The sequence below is a fragment of the Serratia sp. CoH_122_TC_1 genome (genome assembly GCF_058191755.1).
The window spans coordinates 120071-144054 of record NZ_JBXWLA010000013.1; the positions used below are offsets into that span (position 1 = coordinate 120071).

Sequence of the window (23984 nt, forward strand, 5' to 3'; positions counted from 1 at the left end):
AGGGGTAGGGGTCGAGCATGCTCGGCCCGATTTAACCTGGCGCAGCATGCAGCCCCTCCCCTTCCCTCTGGCCGTTCGGGGTTATTTCAAGTGGCTAATCACCAATTGGTGACGCGTGTTGTAGAACTTACGGTACGCCAGATAGCAGGCAATAATCGTCGACAGGCTAGCGGTAGAAAGCAACATAAAGGTGACCATTATCTGGTACTTAATTGCTTTGACGGGATCAATGCCGGCGAAGATCAAGCCTGACATCATGCCCGGCAGGCTGACCAGACCCACGGTCTTGGCCGAATCGACCGTAGGGATCAACGACGCGCGGATGCTGTCACGGATCAACGCCGCCGAGGCAAACTTCGGCGAGGCCCCCAGGCTGAGCATCTCCTGAATCTTTTGCTGATCGCTTTTAAAACGCTGCCCAAGGTTGTTGTAGCACAACCCGACGGCGACCATCGCGTTGCCGGCTACCATGCCGGATATAGGGATCACCTGCATGGGGGTAAACTCTATCGAGCCGGTCAGCACCAACACCACCAAGGTCAATACGGCCCCGGTAGTGATGGCAATAAACGACGTCACAAACGCATGATCGATATATTTACTGCGTTTTTTCGCGTTGTAAGCGGCGTTAACACAGATGAACAGCACCATCAGCACCGTAAGAATGGCGTTATTCACATCAAAAATATATTTCAGTACATAGCCGACAATAATCAGCTGCACCACCGCCCGGCAAATGCTCCAGATAATGTCTTTTTCCAGTGCCAGCTTTTCTTTATGGCTGATTAAAATGGCAATAATCACCAACACCATCGACAGGGCTAAGGATTCATTGCTGATATTATGCTGATTCATCGGTTTTCTCCTGTGCCCGAGCGCCGTGTGCACGCAAGGTAATCACATCGTCCGCATGGGTGATTTCATCTTTATCGTGTGTCACCCACAGCACGGCGACGCCCTGCTGCACGACCAACTGATGAATAATTTCATTGACGTTGCGTTTGTTATCTTCATCTAACGCGCTGGTAATCTCATCCAATAACAACACCTTGGGCATAAACTGCAGATTACGGATCAATGAAATACGCTGCTTCTCTCCACCCGATAATTCGTTAACGCTTTTTTTCAGCATATTCTCCGGCAAACCGAAACGCGCCAGGTCGGACCGCATTTTTTGCTCATCCGGCTTTTGCTTACGAATCTGGTAAGGCAATGCAATATTGTCATACACGCTGTCGCCAAAAAGCGCGGGTGTTTGAAAACAATAAGAGACCTGTTGGCGGTATTCTTCTGGCGATATATCGGTAATGGGCTTACCGGCAAAAATAATGTGTCCCCGGGTCGGGTCGATCAGAGAGGAGACGATTTTAAGCAGGGTACTTTTTCCACAGCCAGAGGGGCCGGTAATCAGTTTAAATTCCCCCTGATTCAAGCCGAAAGAGACAGAATCCAGAATAACCTGCTCGCCTATTTGATAATGAATATCATCCAATAACAGTAGTTCTTTGCTTTCCTTCATTATTAGCCCGTATCCCTCATAGCAATATTTTCACTCAGGCGGCCAGTATAGGGCTTCGAAAAACACACTGGCAATGGCTGGTCATGAGTCGTAACAAAGGATTCGGGCTGAGGAGCGTGTCGCCCCACAGCCCTCTATTAATCTAATCCGCTGTGAAAGATAGTCAAAAACACAAGGCAGGAAAGGAATTACACTTTTTTTGGCGATACGCAAATATACCAGCGTAACGAGTTATTGATACTGCGATGGGTACAGCTCACTTTACCCTCTTTTTCCAATGCCAATAATAATGTGCGCGTGGTGTAAATATTCTCGCCGCATTTATCCGCCAGTTCCCGGGTTTTAGGCCAGTGTTCCGGCGCGGGTGGATGATGCCCTCCCGCCCCGGCGGCACGTTCCATACACAGTTTTCGTAACACGTTTAGCATATGTGACTTCCTGATTTCATATGTTACCGGCACCTTGGCCATCGCGTTCTCCTTGAGTTACTTTCGCCTACTCCTGTCCTGCGGTAACGCGTCGGCTACGCGCAGGGTGTAAATCATGGTTGCTCCCGGTGGAATAGCAGGTGGACTTCCCTTATCGCCATACGCCAGCGCAGGGGGGACCACCAGCGTAATGGATCCGTGTTTGTTCAGTTTGCTGATGGCTGCGCGAAACAACGGTGGGTATTTTGCTAACGGCTGTGAAATCACCGTGCCGGCGACGTCCATATCCTTAATCACTTGCCCACCCGGCAGGCTCTCGCGCACCACAATATCGACGTTGTCATCTGCGGCTATCTCACCACTGCCGGCATAATCCACGCGGTAATAGAAGCCGAGCGGATCCTTTTGCACCCCAGGTTGTTGGGCGAAATCGGCAAGGTAAGCCTTGCCATCCTGCCCAATGGCCTGCTGCCGTTTCTGCTGAACCTGTTGCAGTACCTCGTCTGCCGCCTGCAACGCGCTGTCAACGGCCGCATCATCCAGCCGCGGCTTGCCCGTCAGCGTATCGGCGATGCCCGCCAGCAAACGTGATCGATCGACATCGATACCCAGCAGGCGGTTCTCTTCTTGCAGCTGCACGATGTCACGCCCAAGCGAAACGCCAGCGGCATAGGCCTGTTTATCCACATCGCTGGCCAGCGATGGCGGTTGCCGCAGGGTTGCCAACTGATGGCGAAGCCGCTGCAACTGCCGCTCTTGCTCTGTGGCGACCCGTTGTTGCCGTGCCAGGGATGCCGCCATGGCGACCAGCGCCGGGGGAGGTGCGATGGCCCGACGGATCCCCTTCAGCGCCGCCACCAGTGGTTGAATATCAACAACGGGTGCCTCGATGACTGGCATAGGTAGCGCATTCTGAGCCGCCAATTTCTGCTCCAGCAGACGGATAGTGTCAGCCTGTTGCTGTAAGGTCTGATTCAACGCTGCCAACCGAGCCCTCTCCGCCCCCATTGACGTGGCAAGTTTGGGCTTGGCGATAGCCGGCTTCTGCGTCGCAGGTGGGGCTTTTTCCGCCACCGGCGCCGCCTGCTGCTCGGCAAATTTCAACAGCGCGGGAATACCGTCATCCCCCGCAAACGCCGTCTGTCCCGCCAATAACAACAGCAAAGCAGCGGCTCCTTCCGCGCACTTTCTCATCGCTATAAGCTCTCTACCCGGCTGGACAGATCGGACATCAGCTCATGTTCAACGTCAGCGCAGAATTTCTCGGTTTTATACTTATAAAGCGCGTCTATCGCCTTACGCGTACTTTCATCAACATTGCTGCGAATACCGGCATATCCAGAAGCGTTGGTGAGTAATCCATTAAAATAAGCAATCCGTTTCTGATAGCTTTGCGGATTAATATTCTTAAGTGAATTAACCCGCTGCTGACAGAGCGCGATACGTTGCTCATCGGTTTTTTCCTTAGGATTGTTCTGTGAAACATTTTTCACAGCAACAGTACCAACACTGTTTTTCCCTGCACAACCTGACAGCAGTAAGAAAGACATTATCAGTACAGATGTAGTGACTGCAGAACGGCGCATTGAATCATTAATTATGGTAATCATTCCGTTTATCATCTCTTAATTATCACTTAGGTCATTATTATGTCGCGAAGCCCTGCGGGATCTGACCGTTTCTGATTAATCCTAACGAGTTAAATAACAAAAAATCGCAATAACGGAAGGGAATGGGTAATAATCCCGCCCCACTGACATTGTTATAATTTTGTTAAACACCGAAAAGAAGTTATCGTCGCAACGATGAATAAAAGCCGCATTTCAAGCCAGTATTACTGACCTGCTTACCTTTCAAAACAAAGAGTTAACTTTTACCCCATGATTAACAGCCAGAATTCATCATCTGCTGTCTGATGGCGATATTATCAAAACAATATTGTTAATTGTAGTGTGAACGCTAATTCTGTCGATCTAATATCTCGCATATTGCCATTTATATAGTCATTTATTCTGGATAATATTTGTATACGATCTATTGATTTTCAATCATATATATTTCTTTTTCCTTTTGGTTTTATATTCTGTATTTGACTTAAATTAATAAAAGCTATTCCCAATCACGCCTATTATTTGCAAGAATAATCCCAGCAAGACGCTATGGTGATATACCTATTTTTCTTTTAAGGATTTCGATTTTACGAATTCTGAAAACTTTCGTTATTCACTCATGAATAATGGAGGGTGGCGTATTGCCCAGAGCAAAAGGATCTGGCTCCAACTACGGCGTCGGCGACATGACGTTGCTGCTGTTGTGGGGGATTTAGATGTGCTGTTCTTTTTATTTAAATACTCTCTACAGGAACTTGAGAAATGAAACTGAATAAATTAATGCTGGCAACTGTGATTGCTTTCGCTTCCGCATCTGTTGCTCATGCCGCATCTAACCAGGGTAGCGGTAAAGTCACTTTTACCGGTGAAATTATTGATGCGCCATGCAGCGTAGCACCGGAATCTGTTGATCAGACTGTACCTATGGGCCAAATCAGCAGCCGTCTGCTGGCTAAAGAAGGTAAATCCAGCTCCGAGCCATTCAGCATCGAACTGAAAGACTGCTCCATCGCGACGATGAAGAACGTCCAAGTGACCTTTACAGGTACCCCGGATCCAGATAACAACAAACTTCTGGCTCTGAGCGGCACCGCAACCGGCGCTGGCATCATGATCTATGACAACCTGCATTCCAAAGATGTTGAGCTGGGTACAGCAACCGACGGCCAGGGCCTGACCGAAGGCAACAACTCCCTGAAATTCGCCGCCTATCTGCAAGGCAGCAGCGCTTCTGGCGCCGTGGTTCCAGGCGAATTCACCAGCGTTGCAAACTTCACTCTGGCATACCTGTAATCCCCTCGGGGACGCCGTATTGGTGTCCCCGTTTTACCTGTACGGATAGTGGGTAACGGGACCAAAGGCAACAGGGAGACGCCAGCATGACAAACCCAATTTTGGGCGTACTGCTTATCACGCTCAGCGTGTGTAGCGCAGAAGCGGCGGCAAAAAATCAGGGCCACGGCACGCTCAGTCTGGGCGGCGAAATCGTCGAAACCCCGTGCGGCATTGCCAGTGAAAGCCTGGATCAGACCGTCGATTTCGGGCTGGTATCCATGACCGATGCCTCCTTGGGTTCACAGCCGGTCCTGATCGGCAGCCGACGCAATTTTGAGATCAAGCTGGTGAATTGCGAACTGGCCAGCATTGTAAAACCCGACTTTATCTATCGCGCCGCCACCGTCACTTTCGACGGTACCGCAGACAGCCGGGATCCCGCGTTATTGGGTGTTTATGGTGAAGCACAGGGCGTAGCCATTGAGCTGCTGACTGCAGCCGGTACCCCGATCCCCTTAGGTAGCACCACCGCGGATTACCAGATCGTTGCCGGCGACAATACGCTGCGCTTTGGCGCCCAGCTACGCATTCAGCCTGACAGGGCCCGAGCCGGCGGATTCAACTCACTGGCAAAATTTACCCTGTCTTATCTGTAACGCCTTGATAGGCGAGTGCCGATTTTTGGCACTGAATGACATCACGTATTACGTATTCAGGTCGTACAGGATGACCTGCTATTGGGCGCGGATTTGCCATGAGTGATTATTCTATGACGTCATTACTGACACGGAAAAAAATACCCCTCACCGTCATTCTATCTTTCCTCTGGGTGCATTCGGCTTTTTCCGCCACGGAATTTAATACCGACGTATTAGATATTGGCGAACGCAGTAAAGTGGATTTATCACGCTTTTCCGACGCCGATTACGTCATGCCCGGCGCCTATCTGCTGGATATTAAAATCAACCAGAAAACCCTGCCCCAGCGCAGCATTCACTATTATCCGTCGTCGGATAAACAGGATCGCTCCCGTGTCTGCCTGCCGCCGGATCTGGTCGAAAAAATGGCGCTGAAAGAAGAGGCCGCCAAGAAAATCACCCTGTGGCACGACAACAGCTGCGCCGATATCAGTGGCATCAAAGGGGCGACGATTTCCGATCGTATCGGCGGCGGCGTACTGGCGATCACTATCCCCCAGGCCTGGATGAAATATTCCGATCCGGATTGGACGCCACCGGAACAATGGGATGACGGCATCCCCGGATTGCTCCTGGATTACAGCATCAGCGGCCAGGTCGGTAAACAGAGCCACAATAACAACACCGCAGAAAATCTCAGCAGTTACGGGACCGTAGGTGCCAACCTGGGTGCCTGGCGCCTGCGCGCTGATTATCAGGCCAATTACAACCAGCAGGCCGGCGAACGCGACAGTCATTTCGACTGGAACCAGATCTACGCCTACCGCGCGCTGCCGATGCAGGCCGCCAAACTGACCCTTGGCGAAATTTTCCTCGACTCGGGCGTGTTCGATTCCTACCGTTTTACCGGCCTGAATCTGGCCAGCGACGAACGCATGCTGCCGCCAAACTTGCAGGGCTATGCGCCGGAAGTTCGCGGTATTGCCAAAAGCAATGCCAAGATTACCGTGTCGCAAGAAGGCCGCACCTTGTATGAAACGACCGTGCCCGCAGGGCCGTTCGCCATCCAGGATCTCAACAGCTCGGTACGTGGTCGACTGGACGTGAAAGTGGAAGAGCAGGATGGCAGCGTGTCCACTTTCCAGGTAGATACCGCGACCATCCCTTACCTGACTCGCCCTGGCTATGTGCGCTACAACGTCGCCGTGGGCAAACCCTCAGCTTACGATCATCGCATGCAGGGGTCGTTGTTCTCCGCCAGTGATTTCTCCTGGGGGCTGACCAGCGCCTGGTCACTGTACGGCGGGGCACTGATTGGGGGTGATTACAACGCCTGGGCTCTCGGCCTGGGGCGTGACCTGAACGTGTTTGGCGCCATGTCGGTGGATGTGACTCAGTCCATCGCCCGCCTGCCCAACGAACCGACCGCCAGTGGCCTGTCATTCAAGGTCAACTACGCCAAACGTTTCGATGAGTTGAACAGCCAGATTACCTTCGCCGGCTACCGCTTCTCACAGCGTAAATTCATGAACATGTCGCAGTATCTGCAAGAACGCTACAGCGACTACGATGAACGCTACGACGGGCGCCAGAAAGAGCTGTACACCATTACCGCCAGCAAAACCTTTATGGCGGAAGACAGCGCCAAAGCGATCACCGCCTACCTGACCTATTCGCACCAAACCTATTGGGACGCGAGGGCACAGGATCGTTACGGATTGTCCGCCAGCAAATTATTCAACGTCGGCAATGTCAGCAACATCACCGCATCGCTGTCGGCGTATCGCACGACCTACCACGGCCGTACCGATGACAGCGTGATGGTGAACTTCAGCGTGCCCATTGGCGATCGCCGCCGAGTGGGTTACTCGCTGCAAACCAGCAACAGCGACGTTACACAGATGGCGTCCTACAACGACTACACCGATCCGAACAACACCTGGCAGGTCAGCGGCGGCTTTAACCAATCCGGTAAATCACTGGCCCGTGGCTACTACAGCCATAACGCGTCATTTGGCTCGCTCAACGCCAGCGCGTCTTACCAGCAGGACAGCTACTCGTCGATTGGCGGTACTTTCCGCAGTGGCATTACCGCTACCCGACATGGCGTTGCCGCGCACCAAAACTCCAGCAACGGCGGCAGCCGGATGATGCTGGATACCGACGGTATTGCCGGGGTGCCAATCAACAACGGCCGCGCCTACAGCAACCGCTTCGGCCTGGCGGTGATCTCCGACATCACCAGTTACTACAACACCGACACCCGTATCGACGTCAATACGCTGGCAGACGATGTTGAAGCCACCCGCGCGGTGGTGCAAGGCACGCTGACCGAAGGTGCCATCGGTTACCGCCACTTTGAGGTCGTGAAAGGCAGCAAACTGCTGGCCACCATCAAACTGGCCGACGGCAGCGAGCCGCCGTTTGGTGCCACGGTGCTGAGCGAGCGTGGCCGCGAAGTGGCGGTAGTGAACGACGGTGGCTCGGTCTATCTGACCGGTGTACAGCCGCAAGAGCAACTGGATGTCGCCTGGGAAGGCCAGCGCCAGTGCCGCATTGTCATACCGGGCGCCGCCAAGCCGCTGGACCAGCTGTTGCTGCCGTGCGCCAAACTGTAATCCGTAACACAGAGAATTGATGACTATGAATAACTCACCGTTAGCAAAAATGGCCGCGCTGGGCCTGGCATTGGCCGCTGCAGCCCCTGTCGCCAATGCGGCAATATCGCTGGATCGTACGCGTGCCGTCTACCTTAGCGACGCGAAATCCATCAGCCTGAATATTGTCAACGAGAACAAGGAACTGCCTTTCCTGGCCCAGTCTTGGCTGGAAAACGAACAGCACCAGAAAATCACGTCGCCTCTGGTGGTGTTGCCGCCATTGCAGCGGGTTGAGGCCAACGAACGCAGCGTAGTGCGTATCACCAAGACCCCGGAGGCCGATCGCCTGCCGCAGGATCGCGAATCGGTGTTCTATTTCAACCTGCGTGAAATTCCGCCAAAAAGCAGCAAAACCAATGTGATGCAGTTGGCGCTGCAAACCCAGATCAAACTGTTTTACCGGCCAAAGGCTATCGTCGCGCCAAAAGGTGACGTGTGGCAGGAAAAGCTGGTGTTCCACAAAAGCGCTGGCGGCTTCACCGTTGAAAACCCTACGCCGTTTTATATCACCCTGACCGGCATGACCCGTCAGACGCAGAAACAAGGTGGCGGCGCACTGAGCGATTTCCAGCCCGTCATGCTGAAACCGAAATCCAGCGAAACCCTCAAGCTGCGCGACAACGGCCTCAACAGCTTTGTCATCACCTATATCAATGACTACGGCGGCCACCCTGAGCTGCGCTTTGCCTGTAATGGCAGCGTCTGCAACGCCGTGCCCGATGCGAAAAAATAAGGAGATCCCACATGGCTGAATTCACCGGCGGCCGTCTGCGGCCCCTGCTGCTCGGCGTGTTGCTGTTCACCGGCAGCGCAACGGCGGCGACGCCACTGGGCGTAATCCAAGGCACCACGGGCACCGTCAGCTTTCATGGCGGCCTGCTCAGTTCCCCCTGCAGCCTGACGCCGGACAGCCAGGATCAGGCCATTGATTTGGGCGACGTCAACGCACGTGACTTCCAAAATGCCGGCGACCAGAGCACGCCGGTGCGTTTTCGCCTCTCGTTCCGCAACTGTCTGCTGGGAGCCAAGGCTCTCGCGGATAACCCGGCAGGCCAGCGAAACGGCGATGCCGGACAGCTTTATTTAAAAGGTGAGCAAGCGGCCACGCTGGTGTTTCTCGGCGACAGCGATATCAACAACCCGGATCTGCTGAAACTTAACGGCGGCGTGCAAGGTATTGGCCTGCGGTTGAAGGATCAGCAGGGGCGTGCGCTGTCACTCAACCAACAGAGCCAGCCCTACATTCTGCAACCCGGCAGCAATACGTTGTGGTTCAGTGCCAGCGTGGAATCAACGCAGCGGGCAGTGATGGCGGCCGGCTTTTCCGGCGTGGCGCACATTCAGGTGATTTACCTGTGAGGTTCAAAAACGCGATGAAAAAAACCTACCTGAACGTTTGCCTGCCGCTGGCACTGGCGCTGTCGGCCCCTGCAGTTTGGGCTAACGGCTATGTGACGCCAGACGGCGGCCCGAAGCCGTTTTATATCGATCTGAACGAAACCAACATTACCAATACCGTCGGTTTTACCAAAGAGTTCACCTACTCATTAGGCGGTCAATATACCGGCAAAGCCTATTGTGATACGCCAATCCCCCGCAGCCCACACTTTTATAAGTCGGATTCGGCGTTGCCGCCTTCCGAATACGGCAACGGTTATTTAAAACTGAATGACTACCTGGATTTAAAAGCCGAGGTGTGGATTGCCGGTAATAAAAAGGCCTATGTCACCGTGCCTTTTTACAACGTCTCCAATGAATACACCAACCACTCATGTAATCCGCCTTATGCGCAGATCAATAACTATGAAAGCGGATCCAAGGGCAAGGTCACCTTCCGGGTGCGCAAAAAAATCATCAACGGCGTGCAGATTAATGACCGGCAAATCATCGAGATGTATGGCCGGTTAGGATCAACCGACGCAGGGTTCGGCCCTAACCCGATGGCGCAGGTGTTTATTCAGTCCGCCATTTTGTATGTGCCGGATAAATGCGTGGTGAATGAGGGCCAGCTGATCAACGTCGAATTCGGTGAAATCAGCGGCAGCAACCTGAACGGCACCAGCTATCCACAAAGCATACCGGTGCGTTTTCAGTGTGAAGGCGGCAGCTTCGAAGACGGCACGCTGAATATCAAACTGGCGGTTTCCGGCACCCCCGCGTCCTTCAGCAACAACGCGTTTAAAACCGATAAAACCGATCTCGGTATCGAGATCAAACATAACGGTAGCCTGGTGATCCCCAATGAGTTTTACCCGGTGCCCAACATCGGTAACGGCGGCAGTTGGAATTTGGTTGCCGCACCGTTGGCCAACGGCGGTAAGGAAATCGCGGAAGGGGAATTTAACGCCTCAGCCACCATAGTGGCAGCCTTCGAGTAGCCCAGGGAGAAAAGACGATGCGTTTGCGTGCCTTAGCACTATTGAGTTGCACACCCTTATTGTTTGCAACGCTGCCCACCCTGGCAGATACCGAACTGGTCGGTTCGCCATTACAGTTTCACGGCACCGTCGTGAGCCGGCCGTGCAATATTGAGCCGCAATCGGCCGATCAGGTGGTGGAGATGGACACCGTGATCGTCAAAACCCTGTATCGCTACGGTCACAGCAACCCGGTGCCGTTCAACATCAAGCTGACCGACTGTAAAACGTCGGTGTTCAAATCGGTCAATGTCACCTTCAGCGGCACCGAAGACAGCGAACTGCCGGGCAAACTGGCGATCAATAACGGTACCAACGGTGCCGCCATCGCCCTGTTTGACAGCAAGGGGGCCGACATTGATTTGAACCAGGCCACCAGCGCAGTGGCATTGCAGGACGGTGCCAATATCCTGAATTTCACCGCCTATGTGCAAGGCCACCCCAGCGCGATACAGAATAAAACCATTACCGAGGGTGAATTCAGCTCGGTGGCCAACTTCGTACTGGCTTACCAGTAAGCCCGGCGGTTGCAGGAAAACGTCATGATGTCCAAACCCAAAGCGGCCTGGTTATTCGGGCTGGCGGCATTTTATTGCCTGATCGCCATGCACATTTACTGGCCCAATCGCGGCGGCAGCGGGTTTTACCTGCCGTGGAATCTGGTCGGCGGGATTTTCATCGCCCTGACAGTTATCGGCGCGATGTTGTTCAGCCGCCCGCCGTTAGTGACTTCGGCCTTTTTTAACCGGCTGGCGCTGGGCGGCCTGATTCTATTATTGCCGTTGTTATGGGCACAGCAACCCTGGCTCAGTGAAGCCCTGCCGCGTCTGATGGGGCTGGTACTCGGCGTGCTCGCTTACTTTGCACTGCTGCAAATTCCGCTCGACCGCGTACGCAGGCGCAACCTGCTGATGCTGTTATTGGCAGCAACGGTGATCGAAGCCGTGTTCGGCCTGGTGCAATACGCGCTGCTGCAACCGGGTAACTGGATCGGTTACAACAGCCTGAAAAATCGCCCTTACGGCATCTTCCAACAATGGAACCTGATGGCCAGTTTTATGGCCACCGGCCTGGCGTTGGCGCTGTATCTGTTGAGCACCCGTCGCCCTTTGCCGCGCCGCCTGCAATGGCTGGCAGCAAGCATGCTGGTGCTGGCACCGCTGTTGTTGATCGTTATTGCCTCACGCGTTGGGGTGCTGGCGGCCATATTGCTGTCGCCGTTCCAGCTGTGGGTACTGTACCGCCTTCATCGCCGCCGTGCCGCCGTCGCCGTGCTTTTACTGATTGCCGGGATAGCCGCTGGACTGCTGCTGGTAATGCTTAACGGTGCCACAAGGGCAATCACCGTGGCGGAGCCGATTGTTTATCGACTGGCCTACTGGCTGGAGGCGTTGCGCATGATCGCCGAGCGCCCCTGGTTCGGTTGGGGCTATGGGCATTTCCAGCACGATTTCCTGCATCACTTTTACACCACCCATAGCACGGGTATGGAAACTGTCGCTATCAGCCACCCGCACAACGAAATATTGCTGTGGGGCATCGAAGGCGGCTTGTTGAGCCTGGGCGGTGTCGCCGTGATCTGCTGGGGGTTTTGGCGCTTACTGCAACGCACGTACGCGCTGCCTTTGCGCCCTGCCCCCTGGATGGCGGCGCTGCCCATCCTGCTACATATGATGGTGGAGTACCCACTTTACCTTTCTGCTGCCCATGCGGTGCTGCTGCTGGCGATCCTGCGCGCCGCCGACGTGCGCCGCCGTTTGCCGCTGCGCTCCCGTGCTCAAACCCCGCTGCGGCTGGCCGCCGCAGGCATCGCGGCATTGATGGTGCCTTATCTGCTCAATGGCCTGCACAGCGCGTTGATTATTACCGCCGTGGAAAAAAGTGGCCTGCGGCAATTCGACCCTATGGGCCGGGTCATCACGCCGACGCCCTGGCAGGTGCGTTACGACTACGACGTGCAGTTACAACGGCTGCTGCAATACCCGCAAACCCGTGATACGTCGACGTTGCTGAGCTACCAACAGTGGGCGGAAAACGAAATCCGCGTGCGTCCGGACGCCAATATTTACATCAACCTGATGGCCGTCAGCCGATTGCTGCAACACCCCGAGCGAGCCGCCAGTCTGCAACGTCAAGCCAAGCGACTGTTTCCGCACGATCTGCGCTTTGAGGAGTAACTATGCTTAATATTCGGTTCACCCTGTTGGGTAACGATAAATTTTATCAGCTTGGTCTGCGCCTGTTGGTCGAAGATTACCTTAATGGTCTCAATGCAAGCCGTCGTGGTTATTCGGCTGATTTGCAGGAACTGGAGCCGATAGAAATTATCTTCCGCACGCTGGAAGAGGGTTGCGGCTGTGCCCGCTGTTATCAAAGCCCTTATCAGACGCCACGCCACCGGCAAATGACCGTGCTGATCCTCAACGATCGCGAAGCTCACTATGCGCATAAGCATCCGGCGCTGTTTTGCATTAATCGGCGCGACGATGACGCCGTCATCCGTAGCAAGCTACAACTGGCATTGGAACGTTTCTGCCAGCAACCCTGGGTCGCCTTGCACGCCAGCGGCATCTGGAAATGCCGGCAGTGCCGCATCGCCGCCCTGAGCCACTGCGAAAAAAAAGTGCTGAGGCTGATGAGCACCGGCATGTCTGCCTGCACCATCGCCGGCATGTTGCACCGCAGCCAAAAGACAATCAGCGCCCATAAACGCTCGGCAATGCGCAAGCTCAACGTCAACAAGAGCACCGAGCTGAACAAAATGTTGCTCAATCAATTGGGATTAGGCTGAGTACAGGCCGGCTCAGGCCAGCGAGAGCTTCTTTGGCAGGAAAATCTCCGCCAACATGCAGCGCGCCCCGCCGCCGCCGAGATCTTCAATGATATCGATCGGCCCTAACGCCAGGCGGGCATAGCCGCCGATCAGCGCTTGCTGCTGTGGCGTGAAGCTGGCCCAGGCCCGGGTCGACATGGCGTAAACCGGGTGGCCGTCTTTGGCTCGCAGTTCCAGCACGTTGCAGGCAAAGGCCTCCATCTGAGCGAAGCTGACGTCAATAACGGTTTTTCCACTGCGCTTCAGCGTGGCGATCAGCACGCTTTTTTGCGCTTGGTCGCGGATGCTGGCAAGGCAAACAACGGCATATTGCGCGCCGACGCTCAGCATCACGTTGGTGTGATAAATGGGCCGCTCGAGGCGGTCTGCAGCGTCGAACCAGATAATCCGGTAGCCGGAGTGGTGCTCAAATTCGCGCCCTACGTCCGGCGAACTTCGTGACGACAGACAGGCGTAAGCCAGCTTGTGAACGTGATCCAGGATCAGCGAGCCGGTGCCTTCCAAAAAACGCCCTGTCAGCTCGTAGGCCGAAAGATCAATCTGTCGTTCAACCTTAAAATCGTTGGCGAGCTGCGCAATAATGTCCTCGCGGCGCTCCCGTCGTCGGTTATTGGCTTCCATCGGAAAGGTGTACAGGCTGCCGTCAGCCAGCAGTGCAATCCAATTATTGGGGAATAACGCATCCGGCGTTTCCTGTCCGCCAGTATCCTCTATCACCGTCACCTCGATGCCAGCTTGCGTCAGCGCGTCGACATAACCGTTAAAGGCAGCTAAGGCTCCCACCGCGTGATCTTCATGATTCACCGCGTTTTTCTGGAAGAAATTACTGTGCCGGGTTTCTTGATTGGCGGCAAAGCCAGATGGCCGAACCATAAAAACGGATTGGGTGGTTTGCATGCTGTTTCTCACTGGGATTGGGGATGAAAATGCGCCCCCATTATGGAAAATCAATTTGACGCCAAACAGTGTGATAACTGGCTAAATTGCTCTATATTTTTACAAACCGACACCAACCCGTGACACTTTGACAACATGAATGACACCGACCGTGTGGGGGAGTGATCTATTTTGCACACTTGGTGAGGTGGGGGAATTTCGCCGCGAGGCCAGTGAAAATAAGGATTCCGGACGACTTATTTGATTTTGCATAGCTGATAATAAAATGATCAATATAGGCAAGTTTTGCGTTTTAATTTGCATAAATCTGAGCATCTTTTAAAGGATTTTGAACGTTTTTTTAAAACTATTGAGCAACAATAATAAAATCGATCTTAAACAGTAGCTTAGAGATAAGAGTGTGAGTTTAAGTAGTGGATGATTTTTATCTTGCCTTGTGATCGAAGGCTTTCTTTATTGTTTTAGTGAAAAGAAAATCATGATAAAGTTTACCTCGCTCCTTTCTTTTTAGTTAACTCTATGATTTTGATCAAGAAACCAATATAGATAAATCGTGCCTTTCTTTTTGAAAGGTAAGCGAGCCAATTAAAGGCACTGAACCCCTTCATGCAGGTGAACGAGTTCAGTGGTGATATCCTTGCTCTGTATTAACGTAACCTACCCGTTTAAACCAAAGGATATCTCCACATGCTAGTTAACAAGCAAACAATCGGCGGCCTTTTTATCAATGGTCAAGTTCTGTATAAGAAAGAGTTTGAATCAGTCAAAACTCTCTATCCGCAGATTTCAACAATAATCCCATCATCAACCAGTGAAACGAATTATGCATGGTTGAGTGGGTTTCCGTCACTGCGTGAATGGGTGGGTGAACGCATAGTAAAAAACATAAGCGCTTATAGCTATAATATTAAAAATAGAAAGTTTGAATCAACAATTAAAATTAAGCGTGATGATATTGCCGACGACCAAATAGGATTGTATGCGGCATTCTTCCAGGAAATGGGTGGCGCTGCCGCTCGGCATCCGGATGAATTACTATTTGAGCTAATTAAGTCTGGTTTTGTTGCTCGTTGTTATGATGGTAAACCGTTTTTCAGTGAACAGCATCCGGTAATGAACGGCGTTGAAGAATCTAAAGCATCCAACGTTCAATTACCGGTAAGCAGTGAAGATGAAATGCCCGCATGGTATCTTTTGGATAACTCACGAGCAGTTAAACCGTTCATTTTTCAAGTGCGCGAAAAGTATGAACTTGCCAGAGTTAACGAAATCGATGATTATAATACGTTTATGCGCGATGAGTTTATTTTCGGTGTTCGTGCCCGTGGGAATATGGGCTTTAGTTTCTGGCAGTTAGCATTTGCAAGTAAATTAGCCCTAACCCCCACTAACTTTGCAGAATTGTACGATAGAATGTCATCACAAAAAACAGAAGAAGAACGCCCCTTGGCTATTCAACCTAAAATTCTGTTAGTAGGGCAATCAAACAGGGAGGCGGCGTTTTATATTGCGAAGGCTGAGACCTTAGATAATCAGAAACCAAACCCAAATTACGGGTTGGTTGAGGTAGTTGTTTCACCACACCTTCCTTAAATATTTCTGGCGAGCCATGCTTGCCACGTAATTTTGGATTTTCAAAGTGGGTGCTAAAATGAATTATTGTATTGATAAATTTGGTAATCAAGAATTATCAAAACTACTTACACCAACAGGTGAATTGATTGTTCAGGTTATTGGTATTGAAAACGCAAGAAAACTATTTGGAAGTTTCGGCGGTGCTTACTTTGATTTTCCAAAACGCAAATGGAATTGCGATTCTTTTTCAAAGCTTTCTAATGCTATTGGTCTAGAAGCCGCCCGCGCATTATGTAACCATTTTAGTGGTGAAAAACTATATATTCCAAGGGAAAATATCTTACTGACGAGGGTGAGACATCTACGTTTTGTAAGCGATGTGAAAAAGGCAATTATGAAAGGTTCATCTCTTACCAGTGCAATCAAAAGCGTTTCAATATCACACCAGATAAGCGACAGGCATGGGTGGGATATTTGGAAAAAATTTAACACAGCAGTTGACATTATAAATAACATACACTAAGTTTTAATCGTTCGAGTATTTATCCCTAAAACCCCGGTCATATAATCAGTATGCCCGGGGTTTCTTTTTTCTCTTTCTGGCTATGAACTACCATCTAGTGCCATCCTTATCCATGCCAACTAGTACAGCGCTGCCCTCTGAAAATACACCGATTCAATAAAAACGTTAAAGTTCGCTAAGACCACCTTAGAATGCTACTTTAAAACCCGTTTAAATCGCTTTAATTTAGCTTTATTGATTGTCACTCACCCTAACCTACAGCTATAAGGTTATGTCTTCTTGTAGTGGCTTACATGGCGAATTTGAAAATAGGCGGTTTTGATGTGGCAATGTGAAAACTCCCGACAGTGCCGGGAGCCTTAAGGTGAACAATCAATGCATAATTCATTCGGTACTGTCAGCGCTTCTCGTGATGACATCGTCTAGTGCACGTACCAGCTTTGTCGCTGTCATTAAAAACATACCAATGGATTGCATATCTTGAGCGCTCATATCATGAGCTGTACGCCTGATAAGACATTCGGCGGAATAGTGTTCCATCAATGTTCCTATCGATTCCATCCCGCAGATTAAGGCGTCCTTCGTATTTTCCGCATCAGATAGAATGTTCTTAGCTTCCTCACCCGATAATTTGAGTAGATCGCCGCTTCTCAGCAGGTCGACACACGAACTTACCTCTCTTTTATCCATGAGTGGTCTCCTTAGATGGGAGGCGTGCAGCGAGCGACAGGATGAATTGTTGAGCTAAAATCTGTCTTGCCTCGCTTTCCGAAGCGGCTTCGACACTCAGGCGACAAGGAACAGCGGCCAAGTCAAGCCGAGCTATCGCAAGAAAGCGATACTGATATTTTGGTTGAGTATGAGTACAATGGAACTTAGCCATAGCGTTAATCTCCGTAACGTAGTGGTCAGACGCCTCTGCTGTGCTGGTAACACTCAGAGGCGTTGCTTTGTGTGGCAACTGTAATTACAATGGTCGTTACCATGTAAATGATAATAGACCCGGGTAACGACCATGTCAACACAGCAAGAGAAGAGATCTCCACAGTATCAGATGAGACTACCGGAGGAGTTCCGATCGCAGTTAGAGGAGCAAGCTAGGCTCGATGGAGATTCATCTTTAGCAACTTGGATTAAACGTGTTTTGCGAAAAGAATTACATGCTCGAGGAATAACACCTAAAGGGTAACTACCTAAAGCCAGCTTTATAGCTGGCTATTTTATATTAGAAATCATGGCTTTTTGTTTTTCCTTCTTTGTCATTATCACATTATGGTATCTTTTTGTTGTGAATGACTTCACTTAATTTGCGATTTATTCTGCATTGTTTTGCGATTTATTTTGCATAGTTAATGTAAGTTATTAATTAACGTTATTATGTTCCTATAGAAAGGAAAAATCATGTCTAGAAATCTTTCTTTAGCCCTGCAATTAACGGCGCGTGATACTGGTTCAAAGGTTTTACGCAAAGCAATGCAAGACGCTATACAACAAACGAAGGCTGCTGAGAAGCAAGGGGATCAACTTGCCAAATCTCAGCAACAGAATGCTTCTCGAGGCATTCAGGCATCCAGAGCCCTGCAAGATGAATATCGAAGAGCAGCTTCAGCAAGGTCTACACTTGGAGTCCGATCAGAACGTGAAATTCAGCGTGAAATAACACAAACACAAGCAGCTTATATGCGTTTGACTCGTAGCGGAATAATGTCGGCAAACGACCAAAGCCGGGCATTCACAGCAATGACGCAAAAAGTTGGGCGGTTGCGGGAAGAACTTAATGGTGCAGGCCTAGCTATGAGTCGCATGGAGCGCGCCCGTGGCATTGGCTCTAATGCATTAGCCATAGGTGGTGGGATTTTGGCGGGTGCATCTGTGATAGCTCAGCCAGTGAAAAACCAGATGAGTTATGAGCGACGGCTTCTCATGATGTCAAATACCGGTTTCAATGACCTTAGCCCGGAGGAGCGTATTAAAAAAGTTCCCGTCATGAATAATGCTATAAAAAAGGCTGTAAAATATGGTGGTGGAACAAGAGAAACAGCGGCGGAAACATTAAATAATATTTTTGCTGATGGGCAGGTTGACTCTGAAACTGCCATGGAGATGCTGCCATCAATAATGCGCTATTCTACTGCGTCAGGTGCTGCCCCTCAAGACCTTGCAAAAGTTGCTTCTGCGGCTATTGCCCTTTTCGGTATTACTAAAGAACAATTGCCAGAACTCTTTGATAAATTAATTCGTTCTGGCGAAAACGGCAGCTATGAGTTAGCTGACATGGCAAGAGGACTTCCTCAGCAAATGTCAAAAGGTAAAGCTTTAGGGATGGGAGGGTTAAAGGATATAGATAAATTGCTAGCAGAAAACCAAGCAAACGCCCTTACAGCTGGTGATAACAGTGCTGCCTCGACTAATATCAATAACCTAATGGATAAAATTGTCAGCGCTGATATTAAAAATTCACTCAAGAACTATAAGTTCAGGGGTAAAGATGGGAAGGCATTGTCTTATGAGCAGTATCTTGTTTCTCAGCGTTCTCAGGGGGTCAACACTGCTGATGCCAATATGAAAGCCATAACTGGAATTGTCGAGAGCAATAAGGATTATAAAGCGCTCGAAAATAAATTAAATAAATATAAGGGTACAAGTAAAGAAGCTGACCTAAGTGCCGCTATGGATGTGCTGGTTTCATCTTTAGTTGCAAATATAGTCGCAGACCAGCAAGCGGGGATGGCTTTAAAGACAAAGATTTTAAAGCGGGATTTCATTAAGGAACAAATTGCCGGAACTGAGAATTCCTTTGGTGCAGGCGAGGCTGCGTTTAAAGTCATATCATCTAGTAATGACTTCAAAACTGAACAGTTCCAGAATGATAAGGATTTTGCAGAGATCGACTCAATGAAAACTGTATCTGATGTTTTGGGGCGATTATCAAAAGAACTTTCCGATTACTCTAGTCAATACCCGGGGTTAACTACTGCGTTAGCAGGCGCTGAACTTGGTATTAAGGCAATGACAGCGGCTGCTGTCGTTTTTGGTGGCATACGACTATTACAGGGTGGGACTAATATTGGTTTACCTAAAACGTCTTCACCTATCCCAGGGGCTGCAAATGCTGCGGGTATTTCTATACCAGCACTTTACGTAACAGCGGGTTCTGTTGCTCTAACAAGTACACGTGATTATCTTCGCGATGAATTTAAGAATAACGACATGTCCGGTAAAGTCAGTTCAATTAAAGCGGGAACATCTGGTTATAGCTTTGTTGATATTGCTACTGAAATTATAAAAAATCGCTGGGATAACCCTTCCAGTGGAATTAAGGTGCCGAAGGTATCCAGTGGCAGTGTCGACCCATTCGGCTCCTTACCTGATACTGCTAATTTCGGTGTTCCTGATTACTTAAAAAGACAGCCTGCCTCACTAACGAAGGATGACCTAAAAATCCATCTAACATCTGTTGTTAAACTTGATGAGCGCACTATTGGTGAGGCGGTTAGCGATTACCTTGGCGGTCAAGCTGCTCGCGGCCCAAGAGGGCATGAATAACTGACCTAGGTATAAGTTGCTAGTAGTGGTGGTCTATGCAAAATAGGCCGCTAATCTATGCAAAATAAATCGCCGCGCTACAACCGCCAGATCCTCGCCCTGCTGCGTGAAAATGCCCGTGCTTCGATCACCGAGATCGCCAATAAGGTGCGAGTTTCGCGCGCTACGGTACAAAAAAGAGTTGAGGCGCTGGAAGCGCAGGGAATCATTACCGGCTACACCATCCGCATAAAGCCAGGCGTGGAACATAACCGCATTCGCGCCTGGATGTCTGTGGCCGTTGAAGGCACCCGTGCACAAAGTGTGTTGCAGCAATTACGTATCGAACCGTCGGTCTTCACCCTGCATACGACCAACGGTAAATGGGATATTTTGGTGGAAATCCGCACCGACAGCCTGGAGAATTTCGATAAAATTTTGGGCCGCATCCGCCGTATCGATGGCATTTCCAGCACCGAAACCAGCATTCTTCTCTCGACGCACAAGGCTTAACGGCTCGCGGCAGGTTTGACTACCCCACATTTTAGACAGGCAATACCACAGATAATGAATAAAAAACCCAATAGCTTGAGGGGCGATACCGAATCATGAAACAGCAGATAACTCAAAGAAACGATCAGTATAATGCCAATGCCTTCCCATAGGGCATAAGCAATGCCCAGAGGAATGGTTCTGATTGCTTTGGCAAAGAAAAAATAGGAAATACATATCGCTATTAATGTAATAAGGTAAAGTTTATCGCACTGATAGACCTGCGCGTATTTAATGCAAATGGTTCCCATCACCTCAAATAATATGGCCAGCAACAGCATAATCCATTGCATTATCCTTCCCGGTATTTTGTCTATAAATTAAGGAGGCGTTAACTTTAGATCGGCTGGGCGTGCACAAAACCTGTCTTTATTATGTTCACTCCAGTCAGGGTCTATCAGGCTTAACTTTCCTTCGGTTATTTTAATAATACTTTCACCCGCGACCGCCGTACCATAGACCGATGACAACGCATCGGCCATGCCTCTGCCGTATTTCTGGATAAAAGCCACCGCCAGACGAGGCGTTTCCGTCCCCTGATTGATGTCGCAAATTCGCCCCTGAATAAAACGAGTCAGTTCTCTCTCACAAATGACGATCGCTATTGTCATATCTTTCATGATTTCATAACCTGGAAAATTAAACGGCGGGATTAGTCGTGGATACGATGCTGCATCTCCAACTCAAAGATAATCGCTTCTGCCTGGCAGGAAAACGTCATGTCGATCCTGGCAATATACTTTTTATTCAATATCTTGACGGTATGAGACAAATGGCAGGGGTACTTTTCAGATGCCACGTTGTTGGCACGGATCTCCATCTCCTCAAAGTGTGCCATGGCCTGCTCATAGGTATCGAAATGGTTAGTGACGGTCACCGTGCAATTCTCGTTGTCCAGTACCGAGCCCATATCAATGGAACACCCTTTATCACTGCATTTATCCAGCAAATCTTTCATCTTATTTCCTCGTCAGTATGTTGTTGGCATCATGTTAATAATAAATTTTTATCGTTAAAAAAATGAGGGAGCAAAAGTCGGAAGTCATCACTCCCCCAAAACCAGAAAATTGGATTCACAAATTGCATACTTAACGCCAGCTACCTAGGATTAACGGATAATCACCTCCTTTGATATTACGCTTCTCGATGACTTTGCTTTCGACGATTGATAATAAACATTGTTAACCTTTAAATTCAACGACCACATTAATACAAAAAAGTCGTTACCCTGACCGGTTATTCAGGTTTGATTTAAAACCCTTCTGGGTAGACGCTATTATCAAGACAATCAGAATAGAAAAGGAGAGCCGTATGCTTTATAAAAATATACTTGTGGCATTGGACTTAAAAGACAACAACAAGAAACTGCTCGACCGCGCCCTTTCTCTCAGCCATGCCACCCAGGCGAAGTTGTATGTCGTGCATGTCGGCGTCGATGTCAGTGAGCTGTATTCTGGCGTGGTTATCGATCCTCTGGATAGCTTTCAAACTCGGGTGATTAACGATGACGTTAACCTGTTAAAGAAATTTCTACTCGATGGCGGCTATGATACATCCTCGATTGTCGAAGCACTGGAGGTCGTCGGTGACTTTAATCGGGAAATCGAGAAAATCCTGTTTGAAAAACATATCGAGCTGCTGATTTGCGGGCATCGGCATAATTTCCTGAGCCGACTCATGCCGACATCCCGTCATTTGATTAACAATGCCAAAACCGATGTCTTGCTGGTGTCACTGCCCGAGAAAATCGATAGCTGAGCGTCCGTTGCACAAGGGCGAAATACCTACTTAGCCCCCGGATAAGCTATCAAAAATTAACTTAGCTTATCCGGTAATACTGAAGTATTAGATGAGTCTTTTTTAAAGACACCTTTGAATGACGCCTGATCGACCGGCATTTTTGAAGTGTCCAGGCCGTTCTCAAACTGATCGCGATCATACTTACGCATTTGTGAAGAAAACATCACGCCATAACCACGTTTATCACAGGGTGAATGTAGTAATGCCTGATTATCGGCCTTCATGCTCCGTACGGCTTTGTTGTCTCGGCACCGCCGCCAGCGCCTGAGCGCAGGCCCACGCCGAGCTCCAGGCCCACTGGAAGTTATATCCCCCCAGCCACCCTGTCACATCCACCACTTCACCAATGAAATACAGACCCGGCACCTTGGCAGCTTCCATGGTCTTGGAAGAGAGCGCTTTGGTGTCTACGCCACCGAGCGTCACTTCCGCCGTGCGATAACCTTCGGTGCCGTTAGGCTGTACACGCCAGTTTTGTAATGTTTCCACCAGCGCAGCCTGCTGCGTCGGGTTTAGCTGTTTGAGCGTGGCTTCCGGCAGTTGCCCCAACGTCTGTAAACACTCCACCAAGCGCTTTGGCAGGTGCAGCGCCAGGGTATTCTTCAGGCTTTGGTTAGGATGAGCCTGACGTTGCTCATTGAGGAAGCCCGCCAAATCAAGCGTAGGAAGTAAGTTAACGCTCACAAACTCACCAGGTTGCCAGTAGCTGGACAGCTGCAGCACCGCCGGGCCAGACAGGCCGCGATGGGTAAACAGAATGCTTTCTCGGAAGCTGACGCCGTTTTCTGCGGTGATCACCGCCGGCACAGACACACCGGACAAGGTCTGTAGGTGCTCCAGCAGCGGTTTATGCAGCGTGAAAGGCACCAGCGCGGCGCGCGTTGGCAGCACCTTCAGGCCAAACTGTTCGGCCAACTTGTAGCCAAAGGGTGAAGCGCCCAGGCCCGGCATCGACAGACCGCCGCTGGCCACCACAAGTGAGCAAGCACTTACTTTATCGCCATTCAGCGTCAACTCGAAGCCATCCGCGGTTTTTTCCACGCTCAGCACTTCGCTGCGCAGACGGGTCGTCACCTGGCCCAACTCACATTCTTTGACCAGCAGTTCGACCACTTGCTGTGCCGAGTCATCGCAGAACAGTTGCCCCAGCGTTTTCTCGTGATAGGCGATGCCATAGCGGTTGATCAGATCGATAAAATCCCACTGGGTGTAACGCGCCAATGCCGACTTACAGAAATGTGGGTTATTCGACAGGTAAGCGGCCGGTTCCGTGTACATATTGGTAAAGTTACAGCGCCCGCCGCCGGACATCAGGATTTTACGCCCCGGTTTTTTGCCGTTGTCGAGCAGCAGCACCCGGCAACCCAGTTGCCCTGCCTGAGCCGCGCAAAACATACCCGCTGCGCCCGCACCTATTACCACGACATCAAACTGTTCCACCTGCGCCTCTCTGAATATCCCCTGCATACTTGAAGCTGCAGCTCCAATTATTTTGGGTGTAAAAACCACAATCGCGACAAAAGGCCGCCATATTACGCCGTTTCGCCACCGGTAACCGGCAACTTTACGGCGGCAGATTGTAAAGCCATGACGCCGGCAACGCCATAGTAAGAAAATATTACAACGAGCCAGACAGCATAACGCGCTGATATTTCATATCTTTGTCATATCGGCGCCATCGTTTCGTCATATCTAAATCAAAAAAACGTCATATTTTCCTTTTCCCCGGCCC

27 protein-coding genes are annotated in these 23984 nt (G+C 50.4%); 14 read left to right on the forward strand and 13 right to left on the reverse strand.

Annotated elements, in window-relative coordinates:
- Positions 1-81: 81 nt before the first annotated feature.
- The 5 genes from fetB to AC2FC2_RS17505 all read right to left on the reverse strand — a co-directional run bounded on the left by fetB (position 82) and on the right by AC2FC2_RS17505 (position 3557).
- Entirely contained in the window at positions 82-855 is a 774-nt protein-coding gene (gene fetB / locus AC2FC2_RS17485; protein WP_209639230.1) for an iron efflux ABC transporter permease subunit FetB, read from the reverse strand.
- Positions 842-1519, reverse strand: coding sequence for an iron efflux ABC transporter ATP-binding subunit FetA (gene fetA / locus AC2FC2_RS17490; RefSeq protein WP_209639233.1), 678 nt, complete (start codon positions 1517-1519; stop codon positions 842-844). Before fetA ends, fetB begins: the two co-directional genes overlap by 14 nt.
- A gap of 188 nt (positions 1520-1707) precedes the next feature.
- Positions 1708-1989: a FaeA/PapI family transcriptional regulator gene (locus AC2FC2_RS17495; protein WP_209639236.1), complete on the reverse strand. Its 282-nt coding sequence runs from the start codon at positions 1987-1989 to the stop codon at positions 1708-1710.
- Positions 1990-2004: 15 nt separating this feature from the next.
- The gene (locus AC2FC2_RS17500) at positions 2005-3141 is read right to left on the reverse strand and encodes an FKBP-type peptidyl-prolyl cis-trans isomerase N-terminal domain-containing protein (protein WP_490659630.1); all 1137 of its coding nucleotides are present in this window, start codon (positions 3139-3141) and stop codon (positions 2005-2007) included.
- 2 nt (positions 3142-3143) lie between these two features.
- Positions 3144-3557 (reverse strand): YuaE family lipoprotein, encoded by a 414-nt coding sequence (locus AC2FC2_RS17505; RefSeq protein ID WP_209639242.1) that lies wholly within the window; start codon positions 3555-3557, stop codon positions 3144-3146.
- 762 nt (positions 3558-4319) lie between these two features.
- On the opposite strand from AC2FC2_RS17505, the gene AC2FC2_RS17510 reads away from it, so the two are divergent.
- The 9 genes from AC2FC2_RS17510 to AC2FC2_RS17550 all read left to right on the forward strand — a co-directional run bounded on the left by AC2FC2_RS17510 (position 4320) and on the right by AC2FC2_RS17550 (position 13338).
- Entirely contained in the window at positions 4320-4850 is a 531-nt protein-coding gene (locus tag AC2FC2_RS17510) for a fimbrial protein (protein WP_209639245.1), read from the forward strand.
- An 86-nt stretch (positions 4851-4936) separates the two neighbouring features.
- Positions 4937-5488: a fimbrial protein gene (locus AC2FC2_RS17515; protein ID WP_404760819.1), complete on the forward strand. Its 552-nt coding sequence runs from the start codon at positions 4937-4939 to the stop codon at positions 5486-5488.
- Positions 5489-5586: 98 nt separating this feature from the next.
- Positions 5587-8088 (forward strand): fimbria/pilus outer membrane usher protein, encoded by a 2502-nt coding sequence (locus AC2FC2_RS17520; RefSeq protein ID WP_265556058.1) that lies wholly within the window; start codon positions 5587-5589, stop codon positions 8086-8088.
- A gap of 19 nt (positions 8089-8107) precedes the next feature.
- Entirely contained in the window at positions 8108-8863 is a 756-nt protein-coding gene (locus tag AC2FC2_RS17525) for a fimbrial biogenesis chaperone (RefSeq protein ID WP_416221889.1), read from the forward strand.
- Between the two features lie 11 nt (positions 8864-8874).
- Positions 8875-9489 carry a fimbrial protein gene (locus tag AC2FC2_RS17530; protein ID WP_061808539.1) on the forward strand — a complete coding sequence of 205 codons (615 nt, stop codon included), beginning with the start codon at positions 8875-8877 and terminating at the stop codon, positions 9487-9489.
- 14 nt (positions 9490-9503) lie between these two features.
- Positions 9504-10508, forward strand: coding sequence for a fimbrial protein (locus AC2FC2_RS17535; protein ID WP_490659637.1), 1005 nt, complete (start codon positions 9504-9506; stop codon positions 10506-10508).
- Between the two features lie 17 nt (positions 10509-10525).
- Positions 10526-11065, forward strand: coding sequence for a fimbrial protein (locus AC2FC2_RS17540; RefSeq protein ID WP_209639253.1), 540 nt, complete (start codon positions 10526-10528; stop codon positions 11063-11065).
- A gap of 24 nt (positions 11066-11089) precedes the next feature.
- Positions 11090-12724 carry a PglL family O-oligosaccharyltransferase gene (locus AC2FC2_RS17545; RefSeq protein WP_490659631.1) on the forward strand — a complete coding sequence of 545 codons (1635 nt, stop codon included), beginning with the start codon at positions 11090-11092 and terminating at the stop codon, positions 12722-12724.
- 2 nt (positions 12725-12726) lie between these two features.
- Positions 12727-13338: a helix-turn-helix transcriptional regulator gene (locus tag AC2FC2_RS17550; RefSeq protein WP_209639258.1), complete on the forward strand. Its 612-nt coding sequence runs from the start codon at positions 12727-12729 to the stop codon at positions 13336-13338.
- Between the two features lie 12 nt (positions 13339-13350).
- Here the strand turns inward: AC2FC2_RS17550 and ctlX are convergent, their stop codons facing one another.
- Complete coding sequence (gene ctlX, locus AC2FC2_RS17555) at positions 13351-14277, reverse strand: citrulline utilization hydrolase CtlX (protein WP_265556062.1); 927 nt, start codon at positions 14275-14277, stop codon at positions 13351-13353.
- Positions 14278-14964: 687 nt separating this feature from the next.
- On the opposite strand from ctlX, the gene AC2FC2_RS17560 reads away from it, so the two are divergent.
- The gene (locus tag AC2FC2_RS17560) at positions 14965-15870 is read left to right on the forward strand and encodes a Mu-like prophage major head subunit gpT family protein (RefSeq protein WP_174575357.1); all 906 of its coding nucleotides are present in this window, start codon (positions 14965-14967) and stop codon (positions 15868-15870) included.
- A gap of 46 nt (positions 15871-15916) precedes the next feature.
- Positions 15917-16375: a Mor transcription activator family protein gene (locus AC2FC2_RS17565; protein WP_174575358.1), complete on the forward strand. Its 459-nt coding sequence runs from the start codon at positions 15917-15919 to the stop codon at positions 16373-16375.
- Between the two features lie 384 nt (positions 16376-16759).
- Here AC2FC2_RS17565 and AC2FC2_RS17570 read toward each other — a convergent pair whose 3' ends face one another.
- Both AC2FC2_RS17570 and AC2FC2_RS17575 read right to left on the reverse strand, forming a co-directional pair.
- Complete coding sequence (locus AC2FC2_RS17570) at positions 16760-17065, reverse strand: hypothetical protein (RefSeq protein ID WP_490659632.1); 306 nt, start codon at positions 17063-17065, stop codon at positions 16760-16762.
- Complete coding sequence (locus AC2FC2_RS17575; RefSeq protein ID WP_174575360.1) at positions 17058-17258, reverse strand: host cell division inhibitor Icd-like protein; 201 nt, start codon at positions 17256-17258, stop codon at positions 17058-17060. Before AC2FC2_RS17575 ends, AC2FC2_RS17570 begins: the two co-directional genes overlap by 8 nt.
- Positions 17259-17776: 518 nt before the next feature.
- Between AC2FC2_RS17575 and AC2FC2_RS17580 the strand changes: the two genes are divergently transcribed.
- Together AC2FC2_RS17580 and AC2FC2_RS17585 are read left to right on the forward strand one after the other, a co-directional pair.
- Positions 17777-19921, forward strand: coding sequence for a phage tail tape measure protein (locus AC2FC2_RS17580; protein WP_209634302.1), 2145 nt, complete (start codon positions 17777-17779; stop codon positions 19919-19921).
- A gap of 57 nt (positions 19922-19978) precedes the next feature.
- Positions 19979-20413 carry an Lrp/AsnC family transcriptional regulator gene (locus AC2FC2_RS17585; RefSeq protein WP_490659633.1) on the forward strand — a complete coding sequence of 145 codons (435 nt, stop codon included), beginning with the start codon at positions 19979-19981 and terminating at the stop codon, positions 20411-20413.
- Here the strand turns inward: AC2FC2_RS17585 and AC2FC2_RS17590 are convergent.
- Genes AC2FC2_RS17590 through AC2FC2_RS17600 form a run of 3 tightly spaced genes read right to left on the reverse strand, consistent with a single transcriptional unit; the run spans position 20410 to position 21410 of the window.
- Positions 20410-20745, reverse strand: coding sequence for a DMT family transporter (locus tag AC2FC2_RS17590; protein WP_265556063.1), 336 nt, complete (start codon positions 20743-20745; stop codon positions 20410-20412). The genes AC2FC2_RS17585 and AC2FC2_RS17590 overlap by 4 nt on opposite strands.
- Positions 20746-20772: 27 nt before the next feature.
- Positions 20773-21072 (reverse strand): hypothetical protein, encoded by a 300-nt coding sequence (locus tag AC2FC2_RS17595; RefSeq protein ID WP_209639270.1) that lies wholly within the window; start codon positions 21070-21072, stop codon positions 20773-20775.
- Positions 21073-21104: 32 nt separating this feature from the next.
- Positions 21105-21410: a DUF406 family protein gene (locus AC2FC2_RS17600; protein ID WP_265556064.1), complete on the reverse strand. Its 306-nt coding sequence runs from the start codon at positions 21408-21410 to the stop codon at positions 21105-21107.
- Between the two features lie 353 nt (positions 21411-21763).
- Here AC2FC2_RS17600 and AC2FC2_RS17605 point away from each other — a divergent pair, with 353 nt between their 5' ends.
- Complete coding sequence (locus AC2FC2_RS17605; RefSeq protein ID WP_265556065.1) at positions 21764-22210, forward strand: universal stress protein; 447 nt, start codon at positions 21764-21766, stop codon at positions 22208-22210.
- A 56-nt stretch (positions 22211-22266) separates the two neighbouring features.
- Here the strand turns inward: AC2FC2_RS17605 and AC2FC2_RS17610 are convergent, their stop codons facing one another.
- Both AC2FC2_RS17610 and AC2FC2_RS17615 read right to left on the reverse strand, forming a co-directional pair.
- A complete protein-coding gene (locus tag AC2FC2_RS17610) occupies positions 22267-22476 on the reverse strand; it encodes a hypothetical protein (RefSeq protein WP_265556066.1) in 210 nt (69 codons plus the stop codon).
- Entirely contained in the window at positions 22463-23692 is a 1230-nt protein-coding gene (locus AC2FC2_RS17615; RefSeq protein WP_265556067.1) for a BaiN/RdsA family NAD(P)/FAD-dependent oxidoreductase, read from the reverse strand. The genes AC2FC2_RS17610 and AC2FC2_RS17615 overlap by 14 nt, the downstream gene beginning before the upstream one ends.
- Positions 23693-23984: the final 292 nt, after the last annotated feature.